This is a genomic window from Sphingomonas psychrolutea, from assembly GCF_014636175.1.
GTDB lineage: Bacteria > Pseudomonadota > Alphaproteobacteria > Sphingomonadales > Sphingomonadaceae > Sphingomonas > Sphingomonas psychrolutea.
In genome coordinates this window covers 13,247-27,723 of the sequence record NZ_BMDW01000006.1, presented here as the reverse complement: position 1 = coordinate 27,723, position 14,477 = coordinate 13,247, and the positions used below count along the sequence as shown (strand labels likewise).

Annotated in this window: 15 protein-coding genes and 1 riboswitch; of the genes, 6 read left to right on the top strand and 9 right to left on the bottom strand. The window is 64.8% G+C overall.

What is annotated here, in order from left to right; translation table 11 throughout:
• Positions 1 to 10: 10 nt before the first annotated feature.
• Positions 11 to 91, top strand: a riboswitch (ZMP/ZTP riboswitch).
• 16 nt (positions 92 to 107) lie between these two features.
• Positions 108 to 581 carry a protein tyrosine phosphatase family protein gene (locus IEV62_RS06180; RefSeq protein ID WP_188445996.1) on the top strand — a complete coding sequence of 158 codons (474 nt, stop codon included), beginning with the start codon at positions 108 to 110 and terminating at the stop codon, positions 579 to 581.
• A gap of 111 nt (positions 582 to 692) precedes the next feature.
• On the opposite strand, the gene IEV62_RS06175 is transcribed toward IEV62_RS06180, so the two are convergent.
• The 9 genes from IEV62_RS06175 to IEV62_RS06135 form a co-directional block, all read right to left on the bottom strand.
• Positions 693 to 2,132, bottom strand: a complete 1,440-nt coding sequence (locus IEV62_RS06175; protein WP_188445995.1) for an ammonium transporter — start codon at positions 2,130 to 2,132, stop codon at positions 693 to 695.
• A 26-nt stretch (positions 2,133 to 2,158) separates the two neighbouring features.
• The gene (locus IEV62_RS06170; protein ID WP_188445994.1) at positions 2,159 to 2,497 is read right to left on the bottom strand and encodes a P-II family nitrogen regulator; all 339 of its coding nucleotides are present in this window, start codon (positions 2,495 to 2,497) and stop codon (positions 2,159 to 2,161) included.
• A gap of 134 nt (positions 2,498 to 2,631) precedes the next feature.
• The gene (locus IEV62_RS06165; RefSeq protein ID WP_188445993.1) at positions 2,632 to 2,841 is read right to left on the bottom strand and encodes a putative signal transducing protein; all 210 of its coding nucleotides are present in this window, start codon (positions 2,839 to 2,841) and stop codon (positions 2,632 to 2,634) included.
• On the bottom strand, positions 2,838 to 3,422 hold the full coding sequence (locus IEV62_RS06160; protein WP_229732860.1) for a pyridoxamine 5'-phosphate oxidase family protein: 585 nt from the start codon (positions 3,420 to 3,422) through the stop codon (positions 2,838 to 2,840). Before IEV62_RS06160 ends, IEV62_RS06165 begins: the two co-directional genes overlap by 4 nt.
• A gap of 12 nt (positions 3,423 to 3,434) precedes the next feature.
• Positions 3,435 to 4,370 (bottom strand): DUF5996 family protein, encoded by a 936-nt coding sequence (locus IEV62_RS06155; RefSeq protein ID WP_188445992.1) that lies wholly within the window; start codon positions 4,368 to 4,370, stop codon positions 3,435 to 3,437.
• Positions 4,371 to 4,381: 11 nt separating this feature from the next.
• Positions 4,382 to 4,651, bottom strand: a complete 270-nt coding sequence (locus IEV62_RS06150) for a hypothetical protein (protein WP_188445991.1) — start codon at positions 4,649 to 4,651, stop codon at positions 4,382 to 4,384.
• Positions 4,648 to 6,078, bottom strand: coding sequence for a metalloprotease TldD (tldD, locus tag IEV62_RS06145; RefSeq protein ID WP_188445990.1), 1,431 nt, complete (start codon positions 6,076 to 6,078; stop codon positions 4,648 to 4,650). Before tldD ends, IEV62_RS06150 begins: the two co-directional genes overlap by 4 nt.
• Positions 6,079 to 6,270: 192 nt before the next feature.
• Complete coding sequence (locus IEV62_RS06140) at positions 6,271 to 6,762, bottom strand: DUF3224 domain-containing protein (protein ID WP_229732859.1); 492 nt, start codon at positions 6,760 to 6,762, stop codon at positions 6,271 to 6,273.
• Positions 6,759 to 6,992 carry a zinc-finger domain-containing protein gene (locus IEV62_RS06135; RefSeq protein WP_188445989.1) on the bottom strand — a complete coding sequence of 78 codons (234 nt, stop codon included), beginning with the start codon at positions 6,990 to 6,992 and terminating at the stop codon, positions 6,759 to 6,761. Before IEV62_RS06135 ends, IEV62_RS06140 begins: the two co-directional genes overlap by 4 nt.
• Before the next feature lie 96 nt (positions 6,993 to 7,088).
• On the opposite strand from IEV62_RS06135, the gene IEV62_RS06130 reads away from it, so the two are divergent.
• The 5 genes from IEV62_RS06130 (at position 7,089) to polA (ending at position 14,411) form a co-directional block, all read left to right on the top strand.
• Positions 7,089 to 7,655, top strand: coding sequence for a chlorite dismutase family protein (locus IEV62_RS06130; RefSeq protein WP_188445988.1), 567 nt, complete (start codon positions 7,089 to 7,091; stop codon positions 7,653 to 7,655).
• 31 nt (positions 7,656 to 7,686) lie between these two features.
• Positions 7,687 to 8,610: an ABC transporter ATP-binding protein gene (locus IEV62_RS06125; RefSeq protein ID WP_188445987.1), complete on the top strand. Its 924-nt coding sequence runs from the start codon at positions 7,687 to 7,689 to the stop codon at positions 8,608 to 8,610.
• A gap of 114 nt (positions 8,611 to 8,724) precedes the next feature.
• Entirely contained in the window at positions 8,725 to 10,305 is a 1,581-nt protein-coding gene (gene nadB, locus IEV62_RS06120; RefSeq protein WP_188445986.1) for an L-aspartate oxidase, read from the top strand.
• A gap of 158 nt (positions 10,306 to 10,463) precedes the next feature.
• Positions 10,464 to 11,561, top strand: coding sequence for a class A beta-lactamase (bla, locus tag IEV62_RS06115; protein WP_229732858.1), 1,098 nt, complete (start codon positions 10,464 to 10,466; stop codon positions 11,559 to 11,561).
• A 69-nt stretch (positions 11,562 to 11,630) separates the two neighbouring features.
• Positions 11,631 to 14,411 (top strand): DNA polymerase I, encoded by a 2,781-nt coding sequence (gene polA / locus IEV62_RS06110; RefSeq protein ID WP_188445985.1) that lies wholly within the window; start codon positions 11,631 to 11,633, stop codon positions 14,409 to 14,411.
• Positions 14,412 to 14,477: the final 66 nt, after the last annotated feature.

Here is a 14,477-nt window from a genome sequence, read left to right as displayed (position 1 = left end):
GGGTATCCTGCACCCGTCGCGTAACTGGCGAAGCAGGTGGGGCACCACCGTGGAGCGCGATCCCGGAACGCCGCTCGCCTGGGCATCCTCTGACCGAAGGAGCCCCTATGTCCGACCCGATCCATATCCCTAACTGGAAGCGCCTCGACGCGGAGATCACCACCTCGGGCCAGCCGAGCGAGGCCGAACTGGGCGAGATCGCCGCGCTCGGCGTGCGGCACGTCATCAATCTCGGACTGCACAGCCACGAACGCGCCCTGCCCGACGAGGCCGCGAGTGTCGCGGCCTCGGGGATGACCTATACCCATATTCCGGTCGCGTTCGACGCGCCGCGCGATGCCGATTTCGCGCGTTTCTGCGCGGTGTTGGCCGCGTTGGAGGGCGCGCCCGTCCACGTCCACTGCATCCTCAATTTGCGCGTGTCGGCGTTCTTCTACCGCTATCGCCGCGATGTGCTGGGGTGGGAGAATGCAGCGGCGCGCGCACCAATGGAGGCATTGTGGCAGCCCGGCGGCGTGTGGGCGGCGTTTATCGGCGACACCGACAGCATCGCCTTGCCGCACCGCCGCCCGCGCGCCTGACCTCGTCCGGACAAAAAAGGGCCGGTGCGTCGCCGCACCGGCCTTAGGGTGTCCGCAGGAGGAACCTGGTTTGGGTGACGCCGCTCCCCCGAACGGCGCCCCCCAATCTCGTCAATAATTGTAGGCGCGCTCGCCATGCTCGTTGATGTCGAGGCCTTCATGCTCGACCTCTTCCGAGGGGCGGATGCCGACGGTGTATTTCAGCGCGAGGAACAGGATCAGCGAAACGCCGCCCGACCAGCCCAAGGTGATCCCGACCGCTTCGGCCTGGGTCCACAACTGGGTCGCCATGTCGTACACGCCCGCCTTGGCGACAGGTGCGGTGTAATCGATCCAGCCCTGGCCACCCAGCGCCGGGTCGGCGACGATGCCGGTGCCGAGCGCGCCGAAGATGCCGCCGATGCAATGGACGCCGAACACATCGAGCGAGTCGTCATATTTGCCCAGTTTCTTCACCGTGGTGACGAAGAAGAAGCAGAGCGGCGAAACCAGCAGGCCGAGCACGATCGAGGTCATTGGCGAGGCAAAGCCCGAAGCAGGCGTGATCGCCACCAACCCGGCGACTGCACCGGTCACCGCGCCGAGCAGCGACGGCTTGCCGTGCTTCACTTGATCGATCACCGCCCACGACACTGCCGCCGCGGCGGTTGCCACGAAGGTGTTGATGAAGGCGAGTGCGGCAAGCCCGTTCGATTCGAGGTTCGAGCCAGCGTTGAAGCCGAACCAGCCGACCCACAGCAGGCTGGCGCCGATCATCGTCATGGTCAGCGAGTGTGGCGGCATCGGCTCCTTGCCGTAGCCGACGCGCTTGCCGATCACGATGCAGCCAACGAGGCCCGCGATCCCGGCATTGATGTGGACGACGGTGCCGCCCGCGAAATCGCGCGCGCCCTTGCCGTACAGGAAGCCGAAATCGGCCGGAGCGGCGGGCAGGAAGTCAGGGCCAGCCCAATACCACACCATATGCGCGATCGGAAAATAGACGATCGTCATCCACGCGACCATGAACAGCATCAAGGGCGTGAACTTCACGCGTTCCGCAAAGGCCCCGACGATCAGCGCGGGCGTGATGCACGCAAAGGTCATCTGGAACACGACATAGGCATATTCGGGGATATAGACCCCGTTGGAGAAGGTCGCCGAGAGCGTGCTTGCGTCGACGCCCTTGAGGAACAGCTTGCCGAAGCCGCCGACATAGGGCGCGAGCGCACCCGAGCCGCCGGTAAACGCCATCGTATAGCCCCAGCTGGCCCAGACCAACGCCGCGATGCAGACGATCATGAACACCTGCATCAACACCGACAGCATGTTCTTGGTGCGCACCAGCCCGCCGTAGAACAGCGCGAGCCCCGGCACCGACATCATCAGCACTAGTGCCGACGACACCAGCATCCAGGCGGTGTCGCCCTTATTGACCATCGCCGCCGTCGGCACGAACGGTGCGGCGGGCGCTGCCGCTGCCGCGGGCGCCTGCGCCCAGGCCGGAAGCGCTGCAAACAGCGCTGCCCCGGCAAAACCTGCGGCAAGCCCGAATTTGGTCGATTGCTTCATCGATACCCCCTTGAGGACGGACGCGCTCACAGTGCTGTCTCGTCGGTTTCGCCGGTGCGGATGCGGACGGCCTGTCCGACATCGAGCACGAAGATCTTCCCGTCGCCGATCGCGCCGGTATTGGCCGAGGCCTGGATCGATTCGACCACCTTGCTGACCAGATCGTTGCCGCACACGACCTCGATCTTGATCTTGGGGACCATGTTGGTGCTGTATTCGGCACCGCGATAGATTTCGGTCTGGCCCTTTTGGCGGCCGAAGCCCTTGACCTCGGTCACGGTCATGCCCGCGACGCCGATCTCGGTCAGCGCCTCGCGCACCTCGTCGAGCTTGAATGGTTTGATGATGGCTATGACGAGTTTCACGCGCGACCCCCCTGTTTGGTCCTGGGGATGTCCTCGCAATCTGCGTGCCAGAGTCGAAATGTCGCGATTCCGCGCGGTTTCGTGACCGATTGCGTTACAAAAGTGTAAATTTTTGTGCAGTTGCGAACAGATGCCTAAGAATCAGGCACCCCGGCGAGGATGTCGCGCGCGGCGATTGCATCGTCTTCGTCGACCATGACGCGGACGGGAATGAAGAACTGGCTGCCGTCCGCGATGCTGGCATTGCCGTCGAGTGCCACGGCGAGGATATCCGCCGATTGCAGCAGACCGATCACCATATGCGCTTCATTGCGCGCGTAACGCCCGATCTCGACCAGGCTCACGCGACGACGCGATCGGGAGTTCGGATTGGCAAACCGTCAATGCTGCGCGTGCGGGTGGCATAGCGTTCGAGCTGCGCCGCCTCGCTTTGCTGAGCATGGAATTTGGACAAGGTGTCGCGTTCGCGCTCGAGCGTCATGAACGGCACGCCCCAGCCACAGCTCGTCTGGATCTCGTCGATCGCGATCTCGAAAATCTGCCTCGTACCCGGAAGCAGGGTGAAGTGAGCGCTGAGCCCGGCCCAGCGATCGTCCTGCGGCAGGACCGCGGTGCCTCGCCCATAGATACGGAAGATCAAGGCGGGCCGATCGAAGGCGCAGAACATGACGGTAATCCGTCCATCGGCGGCGAGGTGGGCATTGGTCTCATTGCCCGATCCGCCGACGTCGAGATAGCCGACGGTCGTGTCATTGAGCACGCGGAAACTGTCCATGCCCTTGGGGCTGAGATTGACCCGCGCGCCGTCTGCTGCCGTCGCGACGAAAAAGACGGGCTGCTTTGCGATAAAGGCACGATGATCGTCGTTCAATGCCTTGAAGAATTCCATCTCGCCCTCCGTCGCTCCGGCGGTACGATAGCGCATCGCGGCGAGCGATCAAACCACGCGCGGCACGCGGGGGCGCCCGAGCGGGCATTCGAGCGACGCGCGGTCCCATAGCGCGAGATCGGCGGCGGCAGCATAGGTCGATTGGCAGAAGGCGAGTAACGCCGCGTCGGGGTCGGGTGCGGTGCGCACCGCGTTATAAGGCAGCAGGAATTCGCCGAGATCCGCATTCCATGCGGCCCCGGCGGGGGAGACCTCGGCAGCGGCGTAGCCCTCGGGTGAGGGATAGGCATAAGCGTAGAACGCCGCATAGGGATAGGCATCGCTGCCGGGCCAGAAGCCGACCGATGCTTCCTCATGGCTGTACGCTTCGCACGTCACCGCATCGGGCAGGCCGGGGAAGCCGCCGGGGTGCTTTGGCGCGACCCTGCCCGAAAAGCGCGTCGCGGCGAGATCGAAACTGCCCCAGAAGAAATGGACGGGGGAGGCCTTGCCGAGGAAACCGGTGCGGAAATCGCTGAACACGCGCGCGACCTGGATCAGCGCGCGCCAGAAGGCGCGGGCGGCGTCGGCGTCGTATGGGCGCTCCGCCTGGTCCTCGGCGAAGGGCGGCACGTCGGCCATTTCGCTGGGCTTGCCATCGAAGGACGTCGTGACACCAAGATCAGCAAGCGTCACGATAACGGCGGCGTGGAAATCGGCGATGCTGCCGGGGGCGAGCGGAATATGGCGTTCGCCGCCATCGCTGGTGGTGAAGGTTACGCGGCCGGCGAGAAAATCGAACGCGATCTCGAGGATGCGATCCCCCAGCGGAATCGCCGACGTCGTCAACCCCCGCGCCGAGACATAGAGCGGCACATGCCAGCTATGGTTGAGCCACGGCGTGAGCGCGAGGCGGACTTTACCGATGATCTGGGTGCGCAGTTGCAGACCAATCGCGGTCTCGCGCCAATGGGGCCAGTCGAGGGCGGGCCAAGTTCCGACCATTGCGCAATCTCCTACGCGGTAGGCGTGCTTAAGTGGATCGCGATTACCTTGTCGGCAATCGCTTCACCGCGCCCCGAAAGTGCCGACAACCCCATATGATCGAGTTCTAGCCACGCCAGATACTCGGCGATGGCCTGCGCCGTCGCTCCGTCATGCAGCGCGGTAAATACCCGCAGCGCATAACTGTCGTATTCGTCGCTTGCCTCTGGAAACTCGGCAACACCGATGGGATCCCATTCATGCAGGAAGAGATGCTTGATCGCTTCCAGCTTAGGGATCACATCGCCGTCCCGCCAACCGTCAGCCCCGCCACCAGCAAAGTCGGTTGCCCGACGCCCGCCGGAACGCTCTGCCCGCCTTTGCCACACATGCCGACGCCTTCATCGAGCGCGAAATCGTTGCCGATGCCTTCGACGCGGGTGAGGCACGACGGCCCGTCGCCGATCAGCGTTGCACCCTTGATCGGCGCGCCGATCTTGCCGTTCTCCACGCGGTACGCCTCGGTGCAGCTGAACACGAATTTGCCCGAGACGATATCGACTTGCCCGCCACCGAAGCTCTTGGCGAAGATGCCGTTCTTCATCCGGCTGAGCAATTCGGCCGGATCATCCTTGCCACCGCGCATGAAGGTGTTGGTCATGCGGGGCATCGGGGCGTGCGCGAAGCTTTCGCGGCGGCCGTTACCGGTGGGCGCGACGCCCATCAGCCGCGCGTTCAACCGGTCCTGGATATAGCCCTTGAGGATGCCGTCCTCGATTAGCACGTTCTCCTGCGTCGGCGTGCCTTCGTCGTCGATCGAGAGTGAGCCGCGCCGGTCGACGATCGAGCCGTCATCCACGACGGTGACGCCGGGGGCGGCAACGCGCTCGCCGATCCGCCCAGAAAAGGCGCTGGTGCCCTTGCGGTTGAAATCGCCCTCAAGTCCGTGGCCGATCGCCTCGTGCAGCAGGATGCCCGGCCAGCCCGGTCCGAGCAATACGGTCATCTCGCCCGCCGGTGCATCGACCGCGTCGAGATTGACGACCGCCTGCGCCAGCGCCTCGTCGATCGCGCGGTTCCACGTCGCGGGTTCCATCAGGTCGTTGTAGAGATAGCGCCCGCCAATCCCGAAGCTGCCGGTTTCGCGGCGGCCATTCTGTTCGACCACGATACTGACGTTCAAGCGTACCAATGGGCGCACGTCGGTGGCGATGAAGCCGTCGGCACGGACGATCTCGATGACGTTCCAATTGCCCATCAGCGAGACCGACACCTGTGCGACGCGCGGATCGCGCGCGCGCGCGGCGGCGTCGATCGTCTGGCAGAGGTTCACCTTGTCGGCAAAGGGCACCAAGTCGAGCGGATCGGCGTCGGTATACAGGTGGCGGTTGGTCGCGCGCGGTGGCGCGGCCTTGGGCGTGGCGGAGGGGTCGATCAGCGCCATCGTCTCGCTCGCGCGGCGGATCGCGGCGGCGCTGAGTTCATTGGCGTGCGCGAACGCGGTCATCTCGCCCGACACGGCGCGCAGACCAAAGCCCGAATGCGTGTCGTAACTCGCCGTCTTCAGCCGCCCGTCATCGAAGCCGAACGCTTCGGACTTGCGATATTGCAGATAGAGCTCGCCATCGTCGGCCTTGCCGAGCGCGGCCGCGGTCAGCGCTTGGGCCTCGTGCGGGTCGAGCTGTCCGTCATGATACAGAAAGGCGCGGGGATCTTGGGGGCTGGTCATGCAGCCAAGATAGGGAGGCGCCCCGGTTTCGTAAATGGCGTTGCGATCGTGACGGCGGCGTTATTGGCGCCCCTTCACCGTCACCCCGGCCGTGTGCCGGGGTCCATCCAACCGTGAGGCGCGACGCGCATTTTTGAGCGACCGCGCGTGTTGCGCGGTAGGCCCCGGCACAAGGCCGGGGTGACGGAAGGATTATTTGGCGGGCAGCGTGTACGCCAGATCGTACTGGTGCACCCCGCCCTCGATCTTGATCGCGAAGCTGCCGGTTATCCCCTCGAGCGCACCGGTGCCGCTGTCGGGCGCGATGATCACCGACAGATCGCTGCCGCCCGCCTTGTCGATCGTGCCGCGGTGCAAAAGCAGAAAGCCCCCCGCCTTGCCATCGACGCTCCCGCTGAACTGATCGATCGCGACATAACCGGCCGGTTGCCCGGGCTTGGGCGTACCCGCCGCGAGCATCGTGCCACTGGCGGTGCCGTTCATGCCGCCGTTGAAGGTCTTGGCGATCCCCATGCGACTGGTCGGCAAGCCGCCTGTTGGCGCGTCAGCCTGCGCTTCAGGCGTCATTTTGACCTCGAACGTACCGGTCGCGTGGTGCATCGGGGTCCTTTCAGGGGATTGGGCGGCGGCGATCAGCGTGATGGGCAGCGCGAGGCGCGCCAGCAGCAGCCAGCGCCGACTCACCTGCCGGCGCCGTCGCCATGGTCGGGGAGCGTTACTTGATCAGCCCCGTCGGCAGGCCCGCCGACCAGCACGAAGCGCCGGTCGCAATAGCCGCAATCGACATAGCCGCTGTCGTCAATCTCGAGGAAGACGCGCGGATGGCCGAGGCTCGCGCCACCCGGAATGTCGGTCGCGCCGTCGCAAAGGTTGCGGGCGTGGGTGACGCGGAGAATCTCGGGCGGGGCGATCATCCGTCGCCCCTATCGCAAGTGCGGCGGTGCCGCAATCTCGTGCGCCCGGCGTTTCGGGTGATTGCGAAAAGCCTTAAAAATGGGCGATGCACGGACATGGCCTACACGCCCCTGCTTGCAACGTTTTCCGCCGGCACGAGCGGCGCGTGGCGCATCGTCGAGATGCGCACGCTTTCTGGTCCTGCGCTCACTGCAGGACCGCGACTCGCGGTTTCGCACGACGGAACCGTGTCCGAATCGGCGGTCTGGTCCTTGAGCGGCGTCGGCAGCAATATGCGCTATACGACGCGCGACGAGGCCGACCAGCTCGCGGCGCGGCAGGCCCCGCTCGACCGCGCCGAGGCGATTTATGCCGCGCTGATTCCGATTAGCAAATCGGCCGAATGGTGGGCGCTGGCGCAGGATGAACGTCGCGCGATTTACGAAGAACAATCGCGCCACACCACGATCGGGCTCGAATATCTGCCCCAAATCGCGCGCAAGCTGCATCATTGCCGCGATTTGGGCGGGCAGTTCGATTTTCTCACCTGGTTTGAATTTGCGCCGCAGCATCAGGCGGCGTTCGATGCGATGCTGCTTCGGATGCGGGCCAGCCCCGAATGGCGCTATGTCGACCATGAGATCGACATCAGGCTGGAGCGCGCGTGCGATCGCGGGGGTTGAGCGCTAGGCGGCGCGCGCCTAGGGGCGGAGGATGACCGATGCCGCCATCTCGATCGCCAATTTGTGCAAAACCTATCAGGGCGGCAAGCGCGCGCTCGACGATGTGTCGTTCGATGTACCGCGCGGGCAAATCTTCGGGCTGCTCGGGCCGAATGGCGCGGGCAAGTCGACGCTGATCAACATCCTGGCGGGGCTCGTCAACAAAACGAGCGGCACGGCGTCGATCTGGGGCTTCGACATCGACAAGCATCCGCGCAACGCCAAGGTGTCGATCGGCATCGTCAATCAGGAAATCCTGTTCGACCCGTTCTTCTCGCCGGCCGAGACGCTGGAGATCCAGGCCGGGCTGTACGGCGTGCCCAAGGCCAAGCGCCGGACGATGGAGCTGCTGCGCGCGGTGCATCTGGAGGACAAGGCCGATGCCTATGCCCGCACGCTTTCGGGCGGGATGAAGCGGCGGCTGATGGTGGCGAAAGCAATGGTGCATACACCGCCGGTGCTGGTGCTCGACGAGCCGACCGCCGGCGTCGATATCGAGCTGCGCCAACAGCTTTGGGCCTATGTCCGCTCGCTCAATGCGGCGGGCGTGACGGTGGTGCTGACGACGCATTATCTCGAGGAAGCCGAGCAATTGTGCGACCGGATCGCGATCATCAACCATGGCAAGGTGATCGCCAACAAACCGACGCGCGAGCTGGTCGGCATGGCGACCGAGAAATTGGTCGAGGTGACGGTCGACCGCGACGTGGTCGCGCCGCCGGTTGCGGCGTGTTTCCAGAAGATCGAGCTGAAGGGGACACGGACGCTCGCCATCACCTACGCCAAGGACAAGGTGAATGCGGGCCAGGTGCTCGCCGCGGTGCAGGCCGATGGCTACGGCATTGTGGACGTATCGACGCGCGAGGCCGATTTGGAGGATGTGTTCCTGAATTTGACGAGGGCTTCGAATGCGTGATTTTCTCCCCTCCCTGAAAGGGGGGGGTCGGGGGTGGGTCGGTCCGAGTGGTGACCCAATGCCCGCCCCAGACCGACCCACCCCCAGCCCCTCCCTTGCAGCGAGGGGCGCACGATGACCCACATATCCGACGTCCTCATCATCGGCTCCGGTGCGGCGGGGCTTACCGCCGCGCTCAACCTCGCCGATCGCTTCAAGGTCACCGTGCTCGCCAAGGGTGCGATGAACGAAGGCTCGACCGCCTGGGCGCAAGGCGGGATCGCCGCCGTGCTTGAGGAAGGCGATACATTCGAGAGCCATATCGAAGACACGATGATCGCGGGCGTGGGCCTCAACGACCGTGCCACGGTCGAATTCGTCATCACCCAGGCCCCCGCCGCGATCGCCCGGCTGGAGGACTTGGGCGTGCCCTTCGCGACCGAGGGGAATGCGCTGCACCTCACCCGCGAAGGCGGCCATTCGCACCGCCGTATCGTGCACGTCGCCGACGCGACCGGCTGGGCGGTGCAGGAAGCGCTACAACGCGCCGCGACCGATCACCCGAACATCACGCTCGTCCCCGATATGGTCGCGATCGATCTCGCGACCGGCAAGCACGAGGAGCGCTATTCGGGCGCGGGGCATGTGTGGGGCGTCTACGCCGTCAATCGCGCGACCGGCCGCGTCGAGCTGTACACTGCGCGCGCGACCATCCTCGCGACCGGCGGCGCGGGCCGCACCTATCTCTTCTCGACCGCGCCGCGCGGCGCGACCGGCGACGGCATCGCGATGGCGTGGCGCGCGGGGGCGCGCGTCTCCAACATGGAGATGATGCAGTTCCACCCGACGTGCCTCTACAATCTCGAGGTCAAGAATTTCCTGATCACCGAGGCGGTGCGCGGCGAAGGCGGGCATTTGCTGATCCCCGAGACGGGCTACCGCTTCATGCCCGATTTCGATGATCGGCTGGAACTCGCCCCGCGCGACGTGGTGGCGCGCGCGATCGACCATGAGATCAAGCGCCTCGGGCTCGATTACGTCCATCTCGACATCAGCCACAAAGGCGAGGCGTTCATCCGCGAGCATTTCCCGAACATCTATGAAAAGCTGATGGGCTTGGGCATCGACATGACTAAGGACCCGATCCCGGTCGTGCCGGCGCAGCATTATACCTGTGGCGGGATCGTGATCGATCTCGACGGCCGCACCGATTTGCCAGGCCTCTATGCCGCGGGCGAATGCAGCGAGAGCGGGCTGCATGGCGCAAACCGGCTGGCGTCCAATTCGCTGCTCGAATGTTTCGTCTTCGGCGAAGCGTGCGCCGCGCATATCACCGAGCATTGGGACGATTTGCCCGCCCCCCCGCCGATCCGCCCGTGGGACGAAAGCCGCGTGAGCGATTCGGACGAAGAGGTCGTGATCAAGCAGAACTGGACCGAAATCCGCCGCTTCATGTGGAACTATGTCGGGATCGTGCGCACCACCAAGCGGCTGGAACGCGCGCAGCACCGGATCCGCCTGCTGACTGAGGAAGTGAACGATTATTACGGCCATTTCCGCGTGACGCCCGATCTGATCGAGCTGCGCAATCTGCTGCAAACTGCCGAGCTGATCGTCCGTTCGGCGTTGGCGCGGCATGAATCGCGCGGGCTGCATTACACGCTCGATTATCCCGATCTGCTGCCCGAGGCGCGCGATACCGTCCTGGTCCCGTGAAAAAGCGCATTTGAGATCAATGCCATAGCAAATTGGGCGCGAACGATCGTCCCATCCTGTGTCATCTTCGCCTCATCGCATGCTTGCACGTGAGGGACTTCTCAACGCTCTTATGCTCCTATCAGGAGATACGGGGTTCAGGCACGGGGCAAGCAACGGTGACGCAGATTTTTCCCGATCGATTTCCCAAGCCGCTCGCCGCGCTGCTGCTGAGCATTGCGCTCGCCTCGTGCGTTCGCGAGACCAACATACCCGTCGCCAGCGTCGCGCCGCCGCCGAGCGTACCGCTCCCGGTCCGCGCGCCGCCCCCCGCGCCTCCGCGCCCTGTCAGCGCGCCCGCGGCGCTCGCCGCCAATGTCGCGATGCTGGTGCGCGACTTTGACGGGCGCGTCGGCGTCGCGGTGCGCAGCATCGATCAGGGCTGGACGGTCGACAGTAATGGCGATCAGCGCTTGCCACAGCAAAGCGTCAGCAAATTGTGGGTCGCGATGACCGTACTCGATCTGCGCGACGCAGGGCGGTTGCGGCTCGATGACGCGGTGACGGTACGCCGCGAGGATTTGACGCTGTTCCACCAGCCAATCGCCGCCTTGGTCAAAGGGCAGGACGGCTATCAAACGACGGTCGGCGAATTGTTGCAACGCGCGCTGACGATGAGCGACAATACCGCCAATGACCGGCTGCTGCGCTTTGTCGGCGGGCCGAGCGCGGTGCGCGATTTCCTCCAGCGCAAGGGTCTGGACAATATCCGGTTCGGCCCAGGCGAACGGCTGTTGCAGGCGCAGACGGCGGGGCTGACGTGGAAGTCCGATTTTGCGCTCGGCAACGCCTTTACCCGCGCCCGCGCGAAGCTGCCGACGCTCGATCGGATCGCGGCGTTCGAACGCTATATCTCCGATCCGCCCGACGGTGCGGCACCGGTCGCGATCGCCAATGCGCTGGCGCGGTTGAAGCGCGGAGATCTGTTGTCGAAAGTCTCGAGCGACTATCTGATCGGTACGATGGAATCGTCGCGCACCGGCAAGCAGCGAATGCGCGGCGCGGTGCCGCCGGGGTGGAGCTTCGGGCACAAGACCGGCACGGGCCAGGATCTGGGCGGGCGTACCGCGGGGTATAACGATGTCGGCCTGCTGATCGCGCCCGACGGCAAATCCTACGCGATCGCGGTGATGATCGGCGATACGCCCAAATCCATCCCCGCACGCCAAGCGCTGATGCAGGCGGTCGTTGCGAGCGTGGTAGCGAATCACGGATAGGCGCAGCGGCGTTCCGCGCGCGCGCAACTCGGGCTTGGGCAAAGCGCATCGCGCTGCTATCTCCCGCCAATGCCGCATCTCTATCTTGTCGATGGCTCGGGTTATATCTTCCGCGCCTATCACCGCCTTCCCCCGCTGACCAACGTGCATGGCGAGCCGGTCGGGGCCGTTTACGGCTATACGACGATGCTATGGAAGCTGGCGGACGAACTCCACAAGGCCGACGGCCCGACGCATATGGCGGTGATCCTCGACAAAGCGTCGAAGACCTTCCGCAACGATCTGTATGACCAGTATAAGGCGCACCGCCCGCCCGCGCCGGAAGATTTGATCCCGCAATTCCCGATGATCCGCGATGCCACGCGCGCCTTTTCGCTGCCGTGCATCGAGACCGAGGGCCTGGAGGCGGACGACATCATCGCTTGCTATGCCAAGGCCGCGCTCGCGCAGGGCTGGGCGGTGACGATCGTGTCGTCGGACAAGGATCTGATGCAGTTGATCGAGCCCGGGCTCGACCTGTACGACACGATGAACAACCGGCGGCTGGGCGCGGAGCATGTCGCGGAGAAATTCTTCGGCATCGCACCGACGCAATTGGGCGATGTCCTCGCACTGATGGGGGACACTGCCGATAATGTGCCCGGCGTCACCGGCGTTGGCCCAAAGACCGCGGCCAAGCTGATCCTCGAACATCGTGATCTCGAAAGCGTGCTGGCTGCCGCCCCGGCGATGAAGCCGGGCAAGTTGCGCGACAATCTGATCGAGCAAGCCGACAATGCGCGGCTGTCCAAGGTGCTGGTCACGCTCAAATGCGACGAGCCGCTGCCCGAGCCGCTCGAGGATTTCGAGTTGCAGGGCATTCCCGATGCCCCCTTGCGCGCCTTTCTCGAACATCACGGCTTCAAGTCGCTGCTCGCCAAATTGTCGGCGGTGGCAGATGCCCCGGTTACGCCGCACGCGCCGACCAAGATCACGCCCGTGGTCGAGGATCCGCCATGCGACCATGACGGCTATGAGACGGTCATCGACGAAAGCGCGCTCGATCGCTGGATGACGATCGCGCGGCACCAGGGCTGGATCGCGATCGATACCGAGACGACCGGGATCGACGCGACGCGTGCTGAATTGGTCGGCGTGAGTATGGCGCTGCATCCCAATCTCGCTTGCTACGTGCCGCTCGGCCACGGCGGCTCGGGCTTGTTTGCGGAAACCCCGCCGCAGCTCGACCGGGCGGTGGCGCTGGCCAAGCTCAAGCCGCTGCTCGAGGACCCTGCGGTGCTCAAGATCGGGCACAATCTGAAATATGACATGATCGTGCTCGCGCGCGCTTATGCCGAAAGCGGCGGCGTGCAGATCGCGCCGATCGATGACACGATCCTGATGAGCTTCGATCTCGATGCGGGCTTGCACGGGCACGGCATGGACGAACTCGCGGCGACGCATTTGTCGCACAGCTGCATCGCGTTCAAGGACGTGGTCGGGACCGGCAAGTCGCAGCGGACCTTCAACGAGATCGATCTCGACGCCGCGACGCGTTACGCAGCCGAGGATGCCGATGTGACGCTCCGGCTGTGGCGGCGCTTCAAGCCACGGCTCGCGGCCGAACAGGCCACACGCGTCTACGAAATGGTCGATCGCCCGCTTGCCGCCGTCATTGCGCAGATGGAGATGCACGGGATCAAGGTCGATGCGGTGCAACTCGCCAGGCTCTCGACCGAATTCGCGCACCAGATGGGTGGGCTCGAGGTCGAGATCCACGCGCTCGCCGGGGGTGCCTTCACCATCGGCAGCCCCAAGCAATTGGGCGATGTGCTGTTCGAGCGGATGGGCATCAAGGGCGGTCGCAAGGGCAAATCGGGCGTCTATTCGACCGACGTGACCGAGTTGGAGCGGATCGCCGCCGATAGGGATTCGCCCGGCAAGGACATCGCCGCGAAAGTGCTCGACTGGCGGCAATTGTCGAAGCTGAAATCGACCTATACCGACGCGCTGCAAGCGCAGATCAACCCAGCGACGGGGCGGGTGCATACCTCGTACAGTCTGACCGGCGCGCAGACCGGGCGGCTGTCCTCGACCGACCCGAATTTGCAGAACATCCCGATCCGCACCGAAATCGGCCGCCAGATCCGCGATGCGTTCGTCGCGGAGCCGGGCAATGTCCTGCTCGCCGCCGATTACAGCCAGATCGAACTGCGGCTCGCGGCGCATATGGCCGACGTGCCCGCGCTGAAACAGGCGTTTGCCGAGGGTGCCGACATCCACAGCCTGACCGCGCAGGAACTGTTCGGCGAGGTCAATCGCGACACGCGCGGGCGCGCGAAGACGATCAACTTCGCGATCCTCTACGGCATCAGCCGCTGGGGCCTCGCCGGGCGGCTCGATGTCACGGCGGATGAAGCGCAAGCGATGATCGATCGCTATTTCGAACGCTTCCCCGGCATCCGCAATTACATAGCACGCACCACCGAGGAAGTGCGCGAGAGCGGCTTCACGACCACATTGTTCGGGCGCAAATGCCATTTCCCGCGGATCAATTCGAAACTACAACACGAACGGCAAGGGGCCGAGCGCGCCGCGATCAACGCGCCGATCCAGGGAACCTCCGCCGACATCATCAAGCGCGCGATGGTGCGGATGGGGCCGGCGCTGGCCGAGGCCGGATTGGGCCATGTCCGCATGCTGCTGCAAGTGCATGACGAACTCGTGTTCGAACTGCCCGCAGGCGATGTCGCCGCCGCCAGCCCGGTGATCGAACGCGTGATGGCGACCGCTGCCGAACCGGCGATTGTGCTCGACGTGCCGCTGGGGATCGAAATCGGCACTGGGCTGAGTTGGGGCGCGGCGCATTGAGCAGCGCTGAGACAAACGCGGGGGCGGGGGCCATCGACGGACGGACGACGGAAGAAATCGACGCGC